Source organism: Pseudomonas sp. WSY_20, from assembly GCF_043104335.1.
In the GTDB taxonomy this organism is placed as follows: domain Bacteria; phylum Pseudomonadota; class Gammaproteobacteria; order Pseudomonadales; family Pseudomonadaceae; genus Aquipseudomonas; species Aquipseudomonas parafulva_B.
On record NZ_JBICKP010000014.1, the window covers coordinates 74,978 to 90,090 of the forward strand.

General features: G+C 63.8%; 12 protein-coding genes. 8 read left to right on the top strand and 4 right to left on the bottom strand.

Annotated features, from left to right (window positions below):
* Positions 1 to 35: 35 nt before the first annotated feature.
* From ACF8E5_RS02495 to gatC, 4 genes are all read right to left on the bottom strand, one after another.
* Entirely contained in the window at positions 36 to 410 is a 375-nt protein-coding gene (locus tag ACF8E5_RS02495; RefSeq protein WP_078479061.1) for a septal ring lytic transglycosylase RlpA family protein, read from the bottom strand.
* 121 nt (positions 411 to 531) lie between these two features.
* A complete protein-coding gene (gene gatB, locus ACF8E5_RS02500; protein ID WP_182139080.1) occupies positions 532 to 1,977 on the bottom strand; it encodes an Asp-tRNA(Asn)/Glu-tRNA(Gln) amidotransferase subunit GatB in 1,446 nt (481 codons plus the stop codon).
* An 11-nt stretch (positions 1,978 to 1,988) separates the two neighbouring features.
* Positions 1,989 to 3,440: an Asp-tRNA(Asn)/Glu-tRNA(Gln) amidotransferase subunit GatA gene (gene gatA, locus ACF8E5_RS02505; protein WP_392474872.1), complete on the bottom strand. Its 1,452-nt coding sequence runs from the start codon at positions 3,438 to 3,440 to the stop codon at positions 1,989 to 1,991.
* Between the two features lie 15 nt (positions 3,441 to 3,455).
* Entirely contained in the window at positions 3,456 to 3,743 is a 288-nt protein-coding gene (gene gatC / locus ACF8E5_RS02510) for an Asp-tRNA(Asn)/Glu-tRNA(Gln) amidotransferase subunit GatC (protein ID WP_023533299.1), read from the bottom strand.
* 206 nt (positions 3,744 to 3,949) lie between these two features.
* On the opposite strand from gatC, the gene mreB reads away from it, so the two are divergent.
* The 8 genes from mreB to tldD all read left to right on the top strand — a co-directional run bounded on the left by mreB (position 3,950) and on the right by tldD (position 15,089).
* Positions 3,950 to 4,987 (top strand): rod shape-determining protein MreB, encoded by a 1,038-nt coding sequence (gene mreB, locus ACF8E5_RS02515; protein ID WP_003255163.1) that lies wholly within the window; start codon positions 3,950 to 3,952, stop codon positions 4,985 to 4,987.
* A 206-nt stretch (positions 4,988 to 5,193) separates the two neighbouring features.
* Positions 5,194 to 6,225 carry a rod shape-determining protein MreC gene (gene mreC / locus ACF8E5_RS02520; protein WP_230384360.1) on the top strand — a complete coding sequence of 344 codons (1,032 nt, stop codon included), beginning with the start codon at positions 5,194 to 5,196 and terminating at the stop codon, positions 6,223 to 6,225.
* A complete protein-coding gene (gene mreD, locus ACF8E5_RS02525) occupies positions 6,225 to 6,713 on the top strand; it encodes a rod shape-determining protein MreD (protein ID WP_058637491.1) in 489 nt (162 codons plus the stop codon). The genes mreC and mreD overlap by 1 nt, the downstream gene beginning before the upstream one ends.
* A 33-nt stretch (positions 6,714 to 6,746) precedes the next feature.
* Positions 6,747 to 7,376 carry a nucleoside triphosphate pyrophosphatase gene (locus ACF8E5_RS02530; protein ID WP_058637492.1) on the top strand — a complete coding sequence of 210 codons (630 nt, stop codon included), beginning with the start codon at positions 6,747 to 6,749 and terminating at the stop codon, positions 7,374 to 7,376.
* 55 nt (positions 7,377 to 7,431) lie between these two features.
* Positions 7,432 to 8,889, top strand: coding sequence for a ribonuclease G (rng, locus tag ACF8E5_RS02535; RefSeq protein WP_058604402.1), 1,458 nt, complete (start codon positions 7,432 to 7,434; stop codon positions 8,887 to 8,889).
* Between the two features lie 82 nt (positions 8,890 to 8,971).
* Complete coding sequence (locus ACF8E5_RS02540; RefSeq protein WP_392474874.1) at positions 8,972 to 12,781, top strand: YhdP family protein; 3,810 nt, start codon at positions 8,972 to 8,974, stop codon at positions 12,779 to 12,781.
* 14 nt (positions 12,782 to 12,795) lie between these two features.
* On the top strand, positions 12,796 to 13,647 hold the full coding sequence (locus ACF8E5_RS02545; RefSeq protein WP_392474875.1) for a carbon-nitrogen hydrolase family protein: 852 nt from the start codon (positions 12,796 to 12,798) through the stop codon (positions 13,645 to 13,647).
* A 2-nt stretch (positions 13,648 to 13,649) separates the two neighbouring features.
* Positions 13,650 to 15,089: a metalloprotease TldD gene (gene tldD / locus ACF8E5_RS02550; protein ID WP_058604405.1), complete on the top strand. Its 1,440-nt coding sequence runs from the start codon at positions 13,650 to 13,652 to the stop codon at positions 15,087 to 15,089.
* The last annotated feature ends 24 nt before the right edge of the window (positions 15,090 to 15,113 follow it).

The following is a 15,113-nucleotide window of genomic DNA, read 5'->3' on the forward strand; positions in this document are numbered from 1 at the left end:
GGTGGCCAGATCGAAAATGGTAGGGCTCCTGGGCGTCAGTCACTAAGACCTTGTACTCGCACGCGCGCTGTTCCGCTACGCACCATGCCGATTTTTTCAGCGGCAGCCCGAGACAGGTCGATCAGTCGACTGCGGGCGTGCGGGCCGCGGTCATTGATACGGACCACGACGCTGCGTCGATTGGCCAGGTTGGTCACCAGCACCCGGCTGCCGAACGGCAGGTTGCGATGAGCCGCCGTCAGGCCATGCTGATTGAACGCCTCGCCGCTGGCGGTGCGTTTGCCGTGATGGCGGGCACCGTAGTAGGAGGCAGTACCCGTGCGGTCATATCCTCGCGGGTCGATGTCATGGCTGGCGCAGCCTGCCAGACAGGAAAAGAGGGCCAAACTGGCCAGAGAACGTTTCAACATGCAGGTACTCCAGTGCGCCGCAGCTTGTGACCGGGCGCGGGACAAACCAAGGTTGACCAGGGTGCGCTGGTCAGCCTCGGCTGGTCTGTCAGCGAGGGCGAGCCCCCGCTGGAGGGTACGGTCAACCTTCGAGCTTGGTCTTGAGCAGCTGATTCACCTGCCCAGGGTTGGCCTTGCCCTTGGATGCCTTCATGGCTTGGCCGACGAAGAAGCCGAACATCTTGCCGCGCTTGGCCTCGTCGGCGGCGCGGTACTGTTCGACCTGTTCGGCATTGGCCGCCAGCACCTCGTCGAGCATCGATTCGATAGCGCCACTGTCGGTGACCTGCTTGAGGCCACGGCTTTCGATGATGGTGTCGGCATCGCCTTCACCTGCGGCCATGGCCTCGAACACGGTCTTGGCGATCTTGCCGCTGATGGTGTTGTCGCGGATGCGCACCAGCATGCCGCCCAGCTGTGCGGCGGTGACCGGGGCCTGGTCGATCTCGATGCCGAGCTTGTTGAGCAGGCTGCCCAGCTCGACCATGACCCAGTTGGCGGCCATTTTGGCGTCGCCCCCGAGCTTGACCACCTCCTCGAAGTAGTCCGCCTGTTCACGGCTCGAGGCCAGTACGTTGGCATCGTACGCCGACAGCCCGTACTGGCTCTGGAAGCGCTCGACTTTCTGGGTGGGCAGTTCCGGCAAGCCGGCGCGCACGGTTTCCAGGAAGCTGTCCTCGATGACCACCGGCAGCAGGTCCGGGTCGGGGAAGTAACGGTAGTCGTTGGCTTCCTCCTTGCTGCGCATGGAACGGGTTTCGTCCTTGTTCGGATCGTACAGGCGCGTTTCCTGGACCACCTTGCCGCCGTCCTCGATCAAGTCGATCTGGCGTTGGATTTCGCTGTTGATCGCGCGCTCGATGAAGCGGAACGAGTTGACGTTCTTGATCTCGCAGCGAGTGCCAAACTCGGTCTGGCCCTTGGGCCGGATCGACACGTTGCAGTCGCAGCGCAGCGACCCTTCGGCCATGTTGCCGTCGCAGATGCCCAGGTAGCGCACCAGCGCATGGATGGCCTTGACGTAGGCCACCGCTTCCTTGGCGCTGCGCATGTCGGGCTCGGACACGATTTCCAGCAGCGGGGTGCCGGCACGGTTCAGGTCGATGCCGGTGGAGCCGCTGAAATCTTCGTGCAGGCTCTTGCCCGCATCTTCTTCCAGGTGGGCGCGGGTCACGCCAATGCGCTTGATGGTGCCGTCTTCCAGGGCGATGTCCAGATGGCCCTTGCCCACAATGGGCAGGTCCATCTGGCTAATCTGGTAGCCCTTGGGCAGGTCAGGGTAGAAGTAGTTCTTGCGCGCGAACACGTTGCGCTTGCCGATTTCGGCATCGATGGCCAGGCCGAACATGCACGCCATGCGTACCGCTTCCTGGTTCAGGACCGGCAGTACACCTGGCATGCCCAGGTCGACCAGGCTCGCCTGCGTATTGGGTTGCGAGCCAAACGTGGTGGCACTACCGGAAAAGATTTTCGACTGGGTGGCGAGCTGAGTGTGGATTTCCAGCCCGATCACAACTTCCCATTGCATGTGTCTGTTCCTCAGAAGCTGTTAGGGGCGCGGGTGTGCCAATCGGTCACCTGCTGGTAGCGATGGGCTACGTTAAGCAGGCGGCCTTCCTGGAAGTAGGGCGCCAGCAACTGCACGCCCACCGGCAGGCCATCGACGAAGCCGGCTGGCATCGAGAGGCCTGGCAGGCCCGCGAGGTTGGCCGTGATGGTGTAGACGTCCTCGAGGTAGGCGGCAACCGGATCGCTGCTCTTGGCGCCCAGTTTCCAGGCCGGGTTGGGGGTGGTCGGGCCGAGAATCAGGTCGACGTCCTTGAAGGCAGCCATGAAGTCGTTCTTGATCAGGCGGCGAATTTGCTGGGCCTTCACGTAGTAGGCGTCATAGTAGCCCGCCGACAGGGCGTAGGTGCCGACCATGATCCGGCGCTGCACTTCGGCGCCGAAGCCTTCGCCACGGGAACGCTTGTACAGGTCGGTCAGGTCCTTGGGCGCTTCGCAGCGATGACCGAAGCGAACACCGTCGAAACGCGACAGGTTCGAGGACGCTTCTGCCGGGGCGATCACATAGTACGCCGGGATGGCGTGCTGCATGTTCGGCAGGCTGATTTCCTTGACCACCGCGCCGAGCTTTTCCAGTTCCTTGACGCTGGCCTGTACGAGGTCGGCAATGCGCGGGTCCAGGCCAGCACCGAAGTACTCCTTCGGCAGACCGATGCGCAGCCCTTGCAGCGAATCACCCAGGGTGGCGCTGTAGTCGGGAACCGGCTCCTCGATGCTGGTCGAGTCCTTGGCGTCGAAGCCGGCCATGCCTTGCAGCAATAGCGCGCAGTCCTCGGCCGTGCGGGCCAGGGGGCCGCCCTGATCCAGGCTTGAGGCATAGGCGATCATGCCCCAGCGCGAGACGCGCCCGTAAGTGGGCTTGAGGCCGGTGAGGTTGGTCAGCGCGGCCGGCTGACGGATCGAGCCGCCGGTGTCGGTGCCGGTGGTCACCGGCAACAGGCGCGCGGCTACGGCAGCGGCCGAGCCGCCGGACGAGCCACCGGGTACGTGCTCGAGGTTCCAGGGGTTCTTCACCGCGCCGTAGTGGCTCGATTCGTTGGCCGAACCCATGGCGAACTCGTCCATGTTGGTCTTGCCCAGCGTCACCATGCCGGCTTCGGCAAGCTTGGCCACCACGGTGGCGTCATAGGGCGCCTTGAAGGTATCGAGCATCTTCGAGGCGCAGCTGGTGCGCACGCCCTGTGTGCAGAACAGGTCCTTGTGGGCAATGGGCGCGCCCAGCAATGCCCCGCCTTCGCCAGCGGCACGGCGGGCATCGGCGGCACGTGCCTGGCCCAGGGCCAGCTCGTCGGTCACGGTGATGAAGCTGTTGAGCTGTGGGTCGAGCTGCTTGATACGGTCCAGCAGGGCGCTGGTCAGCTCTTCGGAGGAAAACGACTTGTCGGCGAGTCCGCGGGCGATCTCGGCCAGGGTCAATTGATGCATGGCAGGCTCTATCCCTTACTCGATGACTTTCGGAACCAGGTACAGACCGTTCTCGGTCTGCGGGGCGACGGCCTGATAAGCGTCGCGCTGGTTGTGCTCGGTGACCTGGTCGGGGCGCAGGCGCTGGCTGGCCTCCAGGGGGTGAGCCAGGGGTTCGATGCCGGCGGTGTCCACCGCTTGCATCTGGTCGACCAACCCGAGGATGCTGTTCAAGGCGTCGGTAATGCGTGGCAGTTCGCCATCATTTAGGCCCAGTCGGGCCAGATGCGCGATCTTTTCCACGTCGCAGCGTTCAAGCGCCATGGGGATCTCCAGAAGGATAGAAAGAACGGATTCAGTGTCCGCAATGAGGAACATGTCAGCTTTTTGGCGGTCCAATGGCCGCGATCATCGGCTGGCATGCTCGGAAAAACAGCCAATTTAACATATTGGCTCCTTGCCCAAAATCCCTGCCATTGTTAGAGTTTGCCGCACTTTTTTACCCACGCTTTCCCCAGGGTCACTTTCCCATGTTCAAGAAACTGCGTGGCATGTTTTCCAGCGATCTGTCCATCGACCTGGGTACTGCCAACACCCTAATTTACGTGCGTGAGCGCGGTATCGTCCTGAATGAGCCCTCGGTTGTTGCCATCCGTACCCATGGCAATCAGAAAAGCGTCGTCGCCGTCGGTACCGAAGCCAAACGCATGCTGGGCCGTACGCCTGGCAACATCGCAGCCATTCGTCCGATGAAGGACGGCGTGATCGCCGACTTCAGCGTCTGCGAAAAAATGTTGCAATACTTTATCAACAAGGTTCATGAGAACAGCTTCCTGCAGCCCAGCCCTCGCGTGCTGATCTGCGTGCCGTGCAAGTCCACCCAGGTTGAGCGCCGCGCCATTCGCGAGTCGGCCCTGGGTGCAGGTGCCCGCGAAGTGTTCCTGATCGAAGAACCCATGGCCGCTGCCATCGGTGCCGGCCTGCCGGTCGAAGAGGCCCGTGGCTCCATGGTCGTCGACATCGGCGGCGGTACCACCGAAATCGCGCTGATCTCGCTCAACGGCGTGGTGTATGCCGAATCGGTGCGTGTGGGTGGCGACCGCTTCGACGAAGCCATCGTGACCTACGTGCGCCGTAACTACGGCAGCCTGATCGGCGAATCCACCGCCGAGCGCATCAAGCAGGAAATCGGTACTGCCTACCCGGGCGGTGAAGTGCGTGAAGTCGATGTCCGCGGCCGTAACCTGGCCGAAGGCGTACCGCGTGCGTTCACTCTGAACTCCAACGAAGTGCTCGAAGCGCTGCAGGAGTCGCTGGCGACCATCGTCCAGGCGGTCAAGAGTGCCCTGGAGCAATCGCCACCTGAACTGGCTTCCGACATCGCCGAACGTGGCCTGGTGTTGACCGGCGGCGGCGCACTGCTGCGTGACCTGGACAAGCTACTGGCCCAGGAAACCGGGCTGCCGGTCATCGTCGCCGAAGACCCGCTGACCTGTGTCGCACGCGGGGGCGGTCGAGCCCTGGAAATGATGGATAAGCACGCAATGGACCTGCTCTCGAGCGAGTGACGCTTACTCGCTGCTCGTGAGCCCCGGTTTACAGGTAGCACGCACAGTGCTACCTGTATGTGCTGGCCGGTGCCCGTTTGGGTGCCTCATCCATCAATTCGCAACCAGGCTGGTGCCTTGTCCCATGTCCAATGACTTCCTGAGTCGTCCACGAGGAACGGCCCATTAAACCGCTTTTCTCCAAGGGCCCCTCGCTGGGCGTTCGCCTGCTCGTCCTGGTGGTGGTGTCGGTCGCGTTGATGGTCGTCGACGCGCGCTTCGACCTGCTCAAGCCTGTCCGCAGCCAGATGGGCCTGGTGCTCATGGAATCGTACTGGATCACCGACTTGCCGCAACGCGCCTGGCAAGGGGTGGCGGGCCAGTTCGGCAGCCGCAACGAGCTGATTGCCGAAAACGAGAAACTCAAGACCGAGGCCCTGCTGCTGCAAGGCCGCCTGCAGAAGCTGGCGGCGTTGACCGAGCAGAACGTGCGCCTGCGGGAGCTGCTCAATTCCTCGGCGCTGGTCGACGAAAAGGTCGAAGTTGCCGAGTTGATCGGTGTCGACCCCAACCCCTTCACCCACCGCATCCTGATCAACAAGGGTGAGCGCGATGGCGTGTTTCTCGGTCAACCGGTGCTCGACGCCCGCGGCTTGATGGGGCAGGTGGTCGAACTGATGCCCTATACCTCGCGGGTCTTGCTGCTCACCGACACCACCCATAGCATTCCCGTGCAGGTCAACCGCAACGGTTTGCGCGCCATCGCCAGCGGTACCGGTAACCCTGAGCGCCTCGAGCTGCGCCATGTGGCCGATACGGCGGACATCAAGGAAGGCGACCTGCTGGTCAGCTCCGGCATGGGCCAACGTTTCCCCGCCGGTTATCCCGTGGCCACCGTCAACGAGGTGATCCACGATTCCGGCCAGCCATTCGCCATCGTGCGCGCCATCCCCACCGCGGCGCTCAACCGTAGCCGTTACATGCTGCTGGTGTTCAGCGACCGGCGCACGCCCGAGCAGCGCGCCACCGATGCCGCGATTGCCCAGGAAGAAGCGGACCGCAAGGGGGGGGCGGTTCCTGCTCAGGGTACTGGTACGACCGGTCAAGGCACGCCTGTGAACGGCACGCCCGCAAACACCGCCCCTGCCGCGACCCCTGCGCCTGCCACCCAGCCCGGTATGCCTGCAACGGCGCCTGCTGCACAGCCTGCAAGCCCGGCCGCAGCACCCGCTGTGCCCACTCAACCCCGGAGGCAGTGATGGCCGCATCGCGCCGCAACAATGGTTGGGTCATCTGGCTGACGTTTGTCGTCGGCCTGCTGCTCAGCGTCTCGCCCATGCCGCAGTTCATGGAAGTCTTTCGCCCCATGTGGCTGGCGTTGCTGGTGTCGTTCTGGACCTTGAACGTGCCGCACAAGGTCGGCATGGCCACAGCGTTCATGCTTGGCCTGGCCGAGGACGTGCTGTACGGCACCCTGTTGGGGCAGAACGCGTTGATCCTCACCCTGATCACATTCCTCGTGCTGTCCCTGCAACAGCGCCTGCGCATGTTCCCCATGTGGCAGCAAAGCCTGATCATTCTGGTGGTCTTCGGCATTGCGCAGTTGCTTCAGCTGTGGCTCAGCGCCCTGACCGGCAATCGCCTGCCAACCCTGGCGCTGGTCTGGTCGGCCGTGATCAGCGCGCTGCTCTGGCCATGGATCAGCTTTGCCTTGCGCGATCTTCGCCGACGCTTGCACATCAATTGACGGCTTGGTGGCCGCTGACAGGGAGATGTCCGAATGACCCCGCTATACCTGGCTTCCGGCTCTCCACGGCGGCGTGAGCTGCTGACGCAGATCGGTGTGCCCTTCAGGGTGGCCAGCGCGCCCATCGATGAAACCCCGCTGCCTGGCGAAAGCGCAGAGGCGTATGTGCAGCGCCTGGCCAAAGCCAAGGCTGCAGCCGGTCGCGCCAGTCTCGAACCTGCCAAGATGGCGAACGCAGGCGCTGTGGTGCTGGGCGCTGACACGGCCGTGGTGCTTGACGGCCGCATTCTCGGCAAGCCCGAGCACCGTGACGACGCGCTTGGCATGTTGGCCCGGTTGTCTGGCCGCGAACACCAGGTATTGACGGCAGTGGCGCTCGATGACGGCAAGCGTGTGGAGAGCCTGTGTGTCAGCAGCACTGTCCGCTTTCGCCTCATCGACCAGCAGGAGGCCCAGCGCTACTGGGCCAGCGGCGAGCCAGCGGACAAAGCGGGCGGCTATGCCATCCAAGGGCTGGGCGCGGTATTCGTCACCGGGCTAATGGGCAGCTATTCGGCCGTGGTCGGTCTGCCATTGAGTGAAACGGCACAGTTGCTCGAGCGCTTCGGCATCGCTTGCTGGCAACCGGCGGCCTCGACACCTGAGGTGACACGCCCGCAGTAGCCAGCACCGTTTGCGCCATCCATCATTAGAACAAGACCCTGGACGAGAACCTGCCATGAGCGAAGAGATCCTGATCAACATCACCCCGATGGAGTCACGCGTGGCGGTGGTGGAAAACGGGGTACTGCAGGAAGTGCACGTCGAGCGCACCCAGCGTCGCGGCATCGTCGGCAATATCTACAAGGGCAAGGTGGTCAGGGTGCTGCCCGGCATGCAGGCGGCGTTCGTGGACATCGGGCTGGAACGGGCCGCATTCATCCATGCCTCGGAAATTTCGCAGCGCGAAGGCTCGGCGGTGGAAAACATCACCGCCCTGGTCCATGAAGGCCAGGCGCTGGTGGTGCAGGTCACCAAGGACCCCATCGGCAGCAAGGGCGCGCGGCTGACCACCCAGTTGTCGATCCCGTCGCGCTACCTGGTCTACATGCCCCGCAGCAGCCACGTGGGCATTTCGCTCAAGATCGAGGACGAGGCCGAGCGTGAACGCCTTAAACGCGTGGTCAGCGACTGCGTAGACAGCGAGAACATACAAGGGGCCGGCGGCTTCATCCTGCGCACCGCCGCCGAGGGCGCGCGGGCTGAGGAAATCCTGCAGGACATCCGCTACCTGCGACGGTTATGGGAGCAGATCGGGGCGCAGATCAAGACCTGTGGCGCACCCCTGGTCATCTACGAGGACCTGGGCCTGGCGCTGCGTACCCTGCGCGACCTGGTCAACCCGAAGATCGAAAAAATCCGCATCGACTCTCGGGAAACCTTCCAGCGCACCACGCAGTTCGTGCAAGAGCTGATGCCTGAAATCGCCGACCGTCTCGAACACTACCCAGGCGAAAGGCCCATCTTCGACCTGTACGGTGTCGAAGACGAAATCCAGCGCGCCCTGGATCGCAAGGTGCCACTGAAGTCGGGTGGCTACCTGGTGGTCGATCCGGCCGAGGCGATGACAACCATCGACGTCAACACCGGCGCTTTCGTGGGCCACCGCAACCTGGAAGAAACCATCTTCAAGACCAACCTGGAGGCCGCCACCGCCATTGCCCGGCAACTGCGGCTGCGCAACATTGGCGGCATCATCATCATCGACTTCATCGACATGGAGGACGAGGATCACCAGCGCCAAGTGCTGCGAACGCTGGAAAAACAGCTGGAGCGCGACCACGCCAAAACCAACATCATCGGCATCACCGAGTTGGGCCTGGTACAGATGACCCGCAAGCGCACCCGGGAGAGCCTTGAGCAGGTGCTGTGCGAACCGTGCCAGGCCTGCCAGGGACGAGGCAAGCTCAAAACCCCCGAAACCATCTGTTACGAGATTTTTCGCGAAATCCTGCGTGAAGCCCGCGCTTACCAGGCTGAAGGCTATCGCGTGCTGGCCAATCAGAAGGTGGTCGATCGCCTGTTGGACGAAGAGTCTGGCAACGTGGCTGAACTCGAGGCATTCATCGGGCGAACCATTCGCTTCCAGGTCGAGTCGATGTATTCGCAAGAGCAGTATGACGTGGTGCTGCTCTGAGGCCTGCTGAAACCCGACGCGCTTCGGTCGGCATGGCGAAAACGGCACCACGGGCCATTATGCATATACGACCTGGAGGGCCATGGCCATGGGACGTCTAAGCCGCGTTCTGAGTGTCCTGACCCGTTGGGGATTGGGGGCTTGCGCCTTGCTGCTTATCGCAGTGGCGCTGTACGCCAGCCTCGGCCGGGCCTTGGTGCCGCTGGTGGCCGAGTACCGCAGCACGGTGCAGGCCAAGGTCGCCGAGGCACTGGGTGTGCCCGTGCACATTGGCGCGCTCCAGGGCCGCTGGAGCAGGCTGTCACCGGTGCTGACCGTACACGACCTGCAAATCGGTGAAGGCGCCACGGCCTTGCGGCTCGATGACGTCATCGTGGTGCCGGATGTCTGGGGCAGCCTGGTCGCACGTCAAGTGCGCCTGGCGCGCATCCAGCTGGCCGGCCTGCAACTGATCGCCCGCGAGGATGAAAACGGCGAGTGGAAGCTCGAGGGCCTGCCCAAGCAGGACGACGCACCGCTGCAACCCGAACAATTGCTCAAGGACCTGCGCCGGCTTGGGCGGGTCGATGTGTTCGACAGTCAGGTCACCCTGCACGCCTGGCAGCGTGATCCGCTGACGCTGACCTATGTCAGCGCAGGCTTGCTGGCAGGGCCTTCGCGGCAATCGCTGGACCTACGGGCAACCTTGCCAGATGGCCAACCACTGACGCTGAGCGCGCGCAGCCGGGCTTCGGCCGAGGCCTGGCGTGACGCGCAGGTAGACGGCTACCTCAACCTGCCGGACAGTGACTGGGCGCGCTGGTTGCCGCCTCGGCTGTTGGGGCAGTGGCATGCCCAGGTGCTTCAGGCTGGCGGCGAGGCCTGGTTCGACTGGCGCGACCGCCAGTTGCACCAGGGCGCCGTACGCCTGAATGCGCCGCACCTTGAAGGGGCCTATGACACGCGCAAACCGGCCAAGGTAGACAATCTGGCCCTCAATGCCTGGTTCAAGCGTCAGGATGAGGGCTTCGACGTCGTTGTCGACTCACTGGCGATGGACCTAGGCGACACGCATTGGGCGTCGCGGCTGCGGTTGAGGCAGCGCAACGGTGCTGCGCCGGCTGGTGAAAGCTGGCAGGTGCAGGCCGATCGTCTGGAGCTGACCCCCCTCACGCCGTTGATCCACGCCTTGGCGCCCATGGGCCAGCAGGCGCTGGCGGTGGTCGATGGCCTCAATGTCACAGGTGCCTTGCGCAACGTGCAACTGACGGCCCGGCCCCATGCCGACGGTGATCGCCGGTTGGCGTTTGAAGGCAACCTGGAGCGCGTGGGTTTCGATGCGTATCACGGTGCCCCGGCTGCCGGTAACGTGAATGGCAGCATCAGCGGCGACCTTGGGCACGGCGAGCTGCGTCTGGATACCGACGCGTTCATGCTGCACCTGGATCCGATCTTCGCCAAACCCTGGCACTACCAGAAAGCCAATGCGCGCCTGACCTGGACGCTGGACAAGGCAGGTTTCACCCTGATTGCCCCTTATCTGAAGGTCGTGGGCGAGGAGGGCAAGATAGCAGGCGACTTCCTCATCCGCCTGTTGTTCGAGCAAGGCCGTGAAGACTACATGGACCTGCGTGTCGGTCTGACCGATGGCGATGGCCGCTACACCGCCAAGTACCTGCCTGAGGTATTGAGCCCGGCCCTGGACCAATGGCTGCGCAGCGCAATCGTCAAAGGCAGCGTCGACCAGGGTTATTTCCAGTACCAAGGCTCGCTCAATCACGGCGCCAGGCCCGAAGCCCGCAGCATCAGCCTGTTCTTCAAGGTGCATGATGCCACCTTGGACTTCCAGCCCGGCTGGCCACAGGTACAGCATGTGGACGGGGACGTGTTCATCGAGGACAGCGGTGTGCGCATCAAGGCACAACGCGGCGTGCTGCTCGATACCAAGGTCAGCGACGTGAACGTCGACATTCCACATGTGGAAGGCAACGGTGATAGCCACTTGCACTTGGACGGCAATTTCGACGGTGGCCTGGTGGACGGGCTCAAGATACTCAAGCAAGCGCCCATCGGCACCCATGAGATCTTCGCCGGCTGGGAAGGCGAGGGCCCCCTCAAAGGCAAGGTCAAGCTGGACATACCGCTGGCCCATGGGCAGCAGCCCAAGGTAAAGGTGGATTTCGCCACGCGCGATGCGCGGCTCAAGATCGCTTCGCCTGAGCTTGAGCTCACGCGCTTGAAGGGCGACTTCAGCTTCGACTATGACAAGGGCCTCAGTGGCAAGGGCATTTCCCTGCAGGCATTCGGCAAGCCGGTCACTGCGCAGATCGCGGCTGAAGGCGAACCGGGGCAGATGCAGACACGAATCAGTGCCAGCGGTCGGGTTTCGCTGCAGGCGCTGACCCAATGGCTGCATTTCGACCAGTCACTGCCAGCCTCGGGCGAGCTACCGTACCAGCTGCAGTTGAGCATTGGCGCACGTGAAAACCTGTTGAGCGTCGATTCGGACCTCAAAGGCCTGTCGATCGACCTGCCGGCACCCTTTGGCAAAGCGCCCGCCGACAGCCGGGCCAGCCGTTTCAGCATGAACCTGCAAGGCGCGCAACGGCGCATCGACGCCGCCTACACCGATCTCGCCCGGCTGGCCTATGTAGCACCCGCCGAGCACCTGGACCAGGGTGCTGGCGAGTTGCTGCTTGGCGCTGGGCAAGTGCAGCCTCCTGGCGGGCGCGGCCTGCGCGTTCGTGGGCACCTCGATACCCTGGACCTTGACCCTTGGCAGGCTCAGGCGCAGAAGCTCGGGGGCGACGATCCCGGCGGCAGTGCGCGGCAGACTTTGCAGAGCGTGGACCTGAGCATAGGAACCCTGAAGGCTTACGGTACGGAACTGAACCAGTCGAGGGTGCGCCTGGCACGTGGGTCGGCGGCCTGGGACGTGCGCTTGGACAGTCGGCAGGTGGTGGGTGACGCGCGTGTGCCAGACGCCGAAGGCGCCCCTATCGTCGTGCGGCTGCAAACCTTGCGCCTGCCTGCAGGCAATGCCGACCAGGCGCAGGACGAAGACGGCGCCGATCCGCTGGCGTCCTTCGACCCGCGCAAGGTGCCGCCGCTGGACGTACGCATCGATAGGTTCTACCGCGGTGACGATCTGTACGGCAGCGCTGCGATCAAGCTGCGCCCGACCCGTACCGGTGTGAACGCCAGCGACATCGATCTGAACCTCAAGGGGCTGCGTATCGACGGCAGCGGTGGTTGGGATGGCGCGGGCGGCACGAGCTGGTACAAAGGCCGCGTGCAGGGCAAGCAACTGGGCGATGTGCTCACGGCCTGGGGCTTTGCCCCGACGGTAACCAGCCGGGACTTTCGCATGGACGTGGACGGGCGGTGGCCGGGATCCCCGGCGGCGATCAGCCTGAAACGCTTCTCCGGCAGCCTCGATGCGGTGCTGCACAGCGGGCAGTTCGTCGAGGTAGACGGTGGGGCGCAAGCGTTGCGGGTATTTGGCTTATTGAACTTCAACGCCATCGGCCGGCGCTTGCGCCTGGACTTCTCCGACCTGTTCGAAAAGGGCCTGGCCTACGACCGACTCAAGGGGCTGCTGGTGGCCAGTGAAGGGGTCTACGTAACCCGCACGCCGATCAAGGTCACCGGCCCGTCGAGCGATTTCGAACTCGATGGTACGCTGGACATGGTGCGTGAGCGGGTCGCTGCCAACCTGCAGGTCAGCCTGCCGGTCACCAACAACCTCCCCCTGGCAGCGTTGATCGTCGGCGCCCCGGCCGTGGGCGGCGCACTGTTTCTGGTCGACCGCCTGATCGGCGACCGGGTGTCGCGCTTTGCCAGCGTGCATTACCGGGTAGTTGGGCCGTGGAAAGAGCCTAAGATTACCTTTGTGAAACCATTCCAGAAATAGCGTCAGGAGAGTCGATGAAGGCTGCGGTAATCCAGATGGTCAGCCAGGATGATGTGCAGGGTAACCTGCGTCAGGCGAGCAGGCTTTTGGAGCAGGCGGCTTCAGGTGGCGCCAGGCTGGCTGTGCTGCCAGAGAACTTCGCTGCCATGGGGCGTGCAGACGCTGCGGCCATCGGCCGCGCCGAGGCCCTTGGCGAAGGCCCGATCCTGCCCTGGTTGAAACGCGTGGCCTGCGACCTCAGGTTATGGATTGTCGCAGGCACCATTGCCCTGCCACCGAATGGTCAGCCCCGGGCCAAGCCACATGCCTGCTCGTTGCTGATCGACGAGCATGGGCAGCAGGTGGCGCGGTACGACAAGTTGCACCTGTTCGATGTGGATGTTGCCGACAATCGTGGCCGTTATCGTGAATCCGATGACTATGCCCCAGGTGCGCAAGTGGTGGTTGCCGATACGCCGGTCGGGCGGTTGGGCCTGAGCGTGTGCTACGACCTGCGCTTTCCCGAGTTGTACAGCCATCTGCGGGCAGCCGGGGCGGAGCTGATCAGTGCACCGTCGGCCTTCACGGCGGTGACTGGGGCGGCGCATTGGGACGTGCTGATCCGCGCACGCGCCATCGAGACACAATGCTACATGCTGGCCGCAGCCCAAGGCGGGCTACACCCCGGCCAGCGCCAGACCCACGGCCACGCGGCGATCGTCGACCCATGGGGGCGCATCGTGGCGCAACAGGCGCAAGGCGAAGCGGTACTGCTTGCCGAGCGCGACAGTGACGAACAGGCGTCCATTCGGGCGCGCATGCCGGTGATCGATCACCGGCGCTTCTTCTTGCAGGACGCATTGCGGCCTGCGCACACTTCGGAGTGACTATGAGCCAGATGTTATCCACCGTCAGCGAGCAGCTCCTGACCCCAGGCGGCTTGACCCTGGACAGCCTGCAAAGTGTGCTGGGTGAATTGGCCGGCCCTGGCATCGACGCCGCTGACCTGTATTTCCAGGGCCAGATTTCGGAAACCTGGGCGCTGGAGGATGGGATTGTCAAAGAGGGCAGCTTCAACCTCGACCAGGGGGTCGGTGTTCGTGCCCAGGCCGGCGAAAAAACCGGTTTCGCCTACAGCAATGCCATCAACCTCGAAGCCTTGACCTCTGCCGCACGCGCCGCGCGGTCGATTTCCCGTGCCGGTCAGAACGGCACGGTCCAGGCGTTTCGTGCCCAGGACGTGACCACGCTCTACCCGGCGGATAACCCATTGGACGTGCTCAGCCGTGCCGAGAAGGTCGAGCTGCTCAAGCGTGTCGATGCCGCCACCCGCGCGCTGGACCCGCGTATCCAGCAGGTCAGCGTCAGCATGGCGGGCGTCTGGGAGCGAATTCTGGTCGCGGCCGCCGACGGCAGCCTGGCGGCCGACGTGCGGCCCCTGGTGCGCTTCAACGTCAGTGTCATCGTCGAGCAGAACGGCCGTCGCGAACGCGGCGGGCAGGGCGGCGGCGGGCGCACCGACTATCGCTTCTTCACTGAGGAGCGAGTAATGGGCTATGCCCGCGAAGCACTGCGCCAGGCGTTGGTGAACCTGGAAGCCGTTGCCGCGCCTGCCGGCACCTTGCCCGTGGTGTTGGGGCCTGGCTGGTCCGGCGTGCTGCTGCACGAGGCGGTCGGCCATGGCCTGGAAGGCGATTTCAACCGCAAGGGCAGTTCGGCATTCAGCGGCCGGATAGGCCAGAAGGTCGCGTCCAGCCTCTGCACCATCGTCGATGATGGCACCCTGGAAGGTCGGCGTGGGTCCTTGAGCGTGGACGACGAGGGGACGCCAACCGAGTGCACCACCCTGATCGAAAACGGCGTGCTCAAGGGGTACATGCAGGACAAGCTCAACGCGCGCCTGATGGGCATGGCGGTGACGGGCAACGGTCGGCGGGAATCCTATGCCCACTTGCCGATGCCGCGCATGACCAACACCTACATGCGAGCCGGTGAGAGTGACCCACAGGAAATCATCGCTTCGGTGAAGAAGGGCATCTACTGCGCGAATTTAGGTGGCGGGCAGGTGGACATCACCAGCGGCAAGTTCGTGTTTTCGACCAGCGAGGCCTACCTGATCGAGGATGGCAAGATCACCGCACCGGTCAAAGGCGCGACCTTGATTGGCAATGGCCCGGAGGCGATGAGCCGTGTGTCGATGGTCGGCAACGACCTGTCGCTCGACAGTGGGGTAGGCACATGTGGCAAGGACGGGCAGTCCGTGCCGGTCGGAGTAGGCCAACCGACCTTGAAACTCGATGCGATCACGGTGGGCGGTACCGGGGCGTGAGGGTCGGCTGGGGCCGCATGGCGG

What these genes read in the sequence shown, in the direction of transcription:
- ACF8E5_RS02495 (WP_078479061.1), bottom strand. Translation starts at nt 410, where the DNA reads ATGTTGAAACGTTCTCTGGCCAGTTTGGCCCTCTTTTCCTGTCTGGCA.
- gatB (WP_182139080.1), bottom strand. Translation starts at nt 1,977, where the DNA reads ATGCAATGGGAAGTTGTGATCGGGCTGGAAATCCACACTCAGCTCGCC.
- gatA (WP_392474872.1), bottom strand. Translation starts at nt 3,440, where the DNA reads ATGCATCAATTGACCCTGGCCGAGATCGCCCGCGGACTCGCCGACAAG.
- gatC (WP_023533299.1), bottom strand. Translation starts at nt 3,743, where the DNA reads ATGGCGCTTGAACGCTGCGACGTGGAAAAGATCGCGCATCTGGCCCGA.
- mreB (WP_003255163.1), top strand. Translation starts at nt 3,950, where the DNA reads ATGTTCAAGAAACTGCGTGGCATGTTTTCCAGCGATCTGTCCATCGAC.
- mreD (WP_058637491.1), top strand. Translation starts at nt 6,225, where the DNA reads ATGGCCGCATCGCGCCGCAACAATGGTTGGGTCATCTGGCTGACGTTT.
- ACF8E5_RS02530 (WP_058637492.1), top strand. Translation starts at nt 6,747, where the DNA reads ATGACCCCGCTATACCTGGCTTCCGGCTCTCCACGGCGGCGTGAGCTG.
- rng (WP_058604402.1), top strand. Translation starts at nt 7,432, where the DNA reads ATGAGCGAAGAGATCCTGATCAACATCACCCCGATGGAGTCACGCGTG.
- ACF8E5_RS02540 (WP_392474874.1), top strand. Translation starts at nt 8,972, where the DNA reads ATGGCCATGGGACGTCTAAGCCGCGTTCTGAGTGTCCTGACCCGTTGG.
- ACF8E5_RS02545 (WP_392474875.1), top strand. Translation starts at nt 12,796, where the DNA reads ATGAAGGCTGCGGTAATCCAGATGGTCAGCCAGGATGATGTGCAGGGT.
- tldD (WP_058604405.1), top strand. Translation starts at nt 13,650, where the DNA reads ATGAGCCAGATGTTATCCACCGTCAGCGAGCAGCTCCTGACCCCAGGC.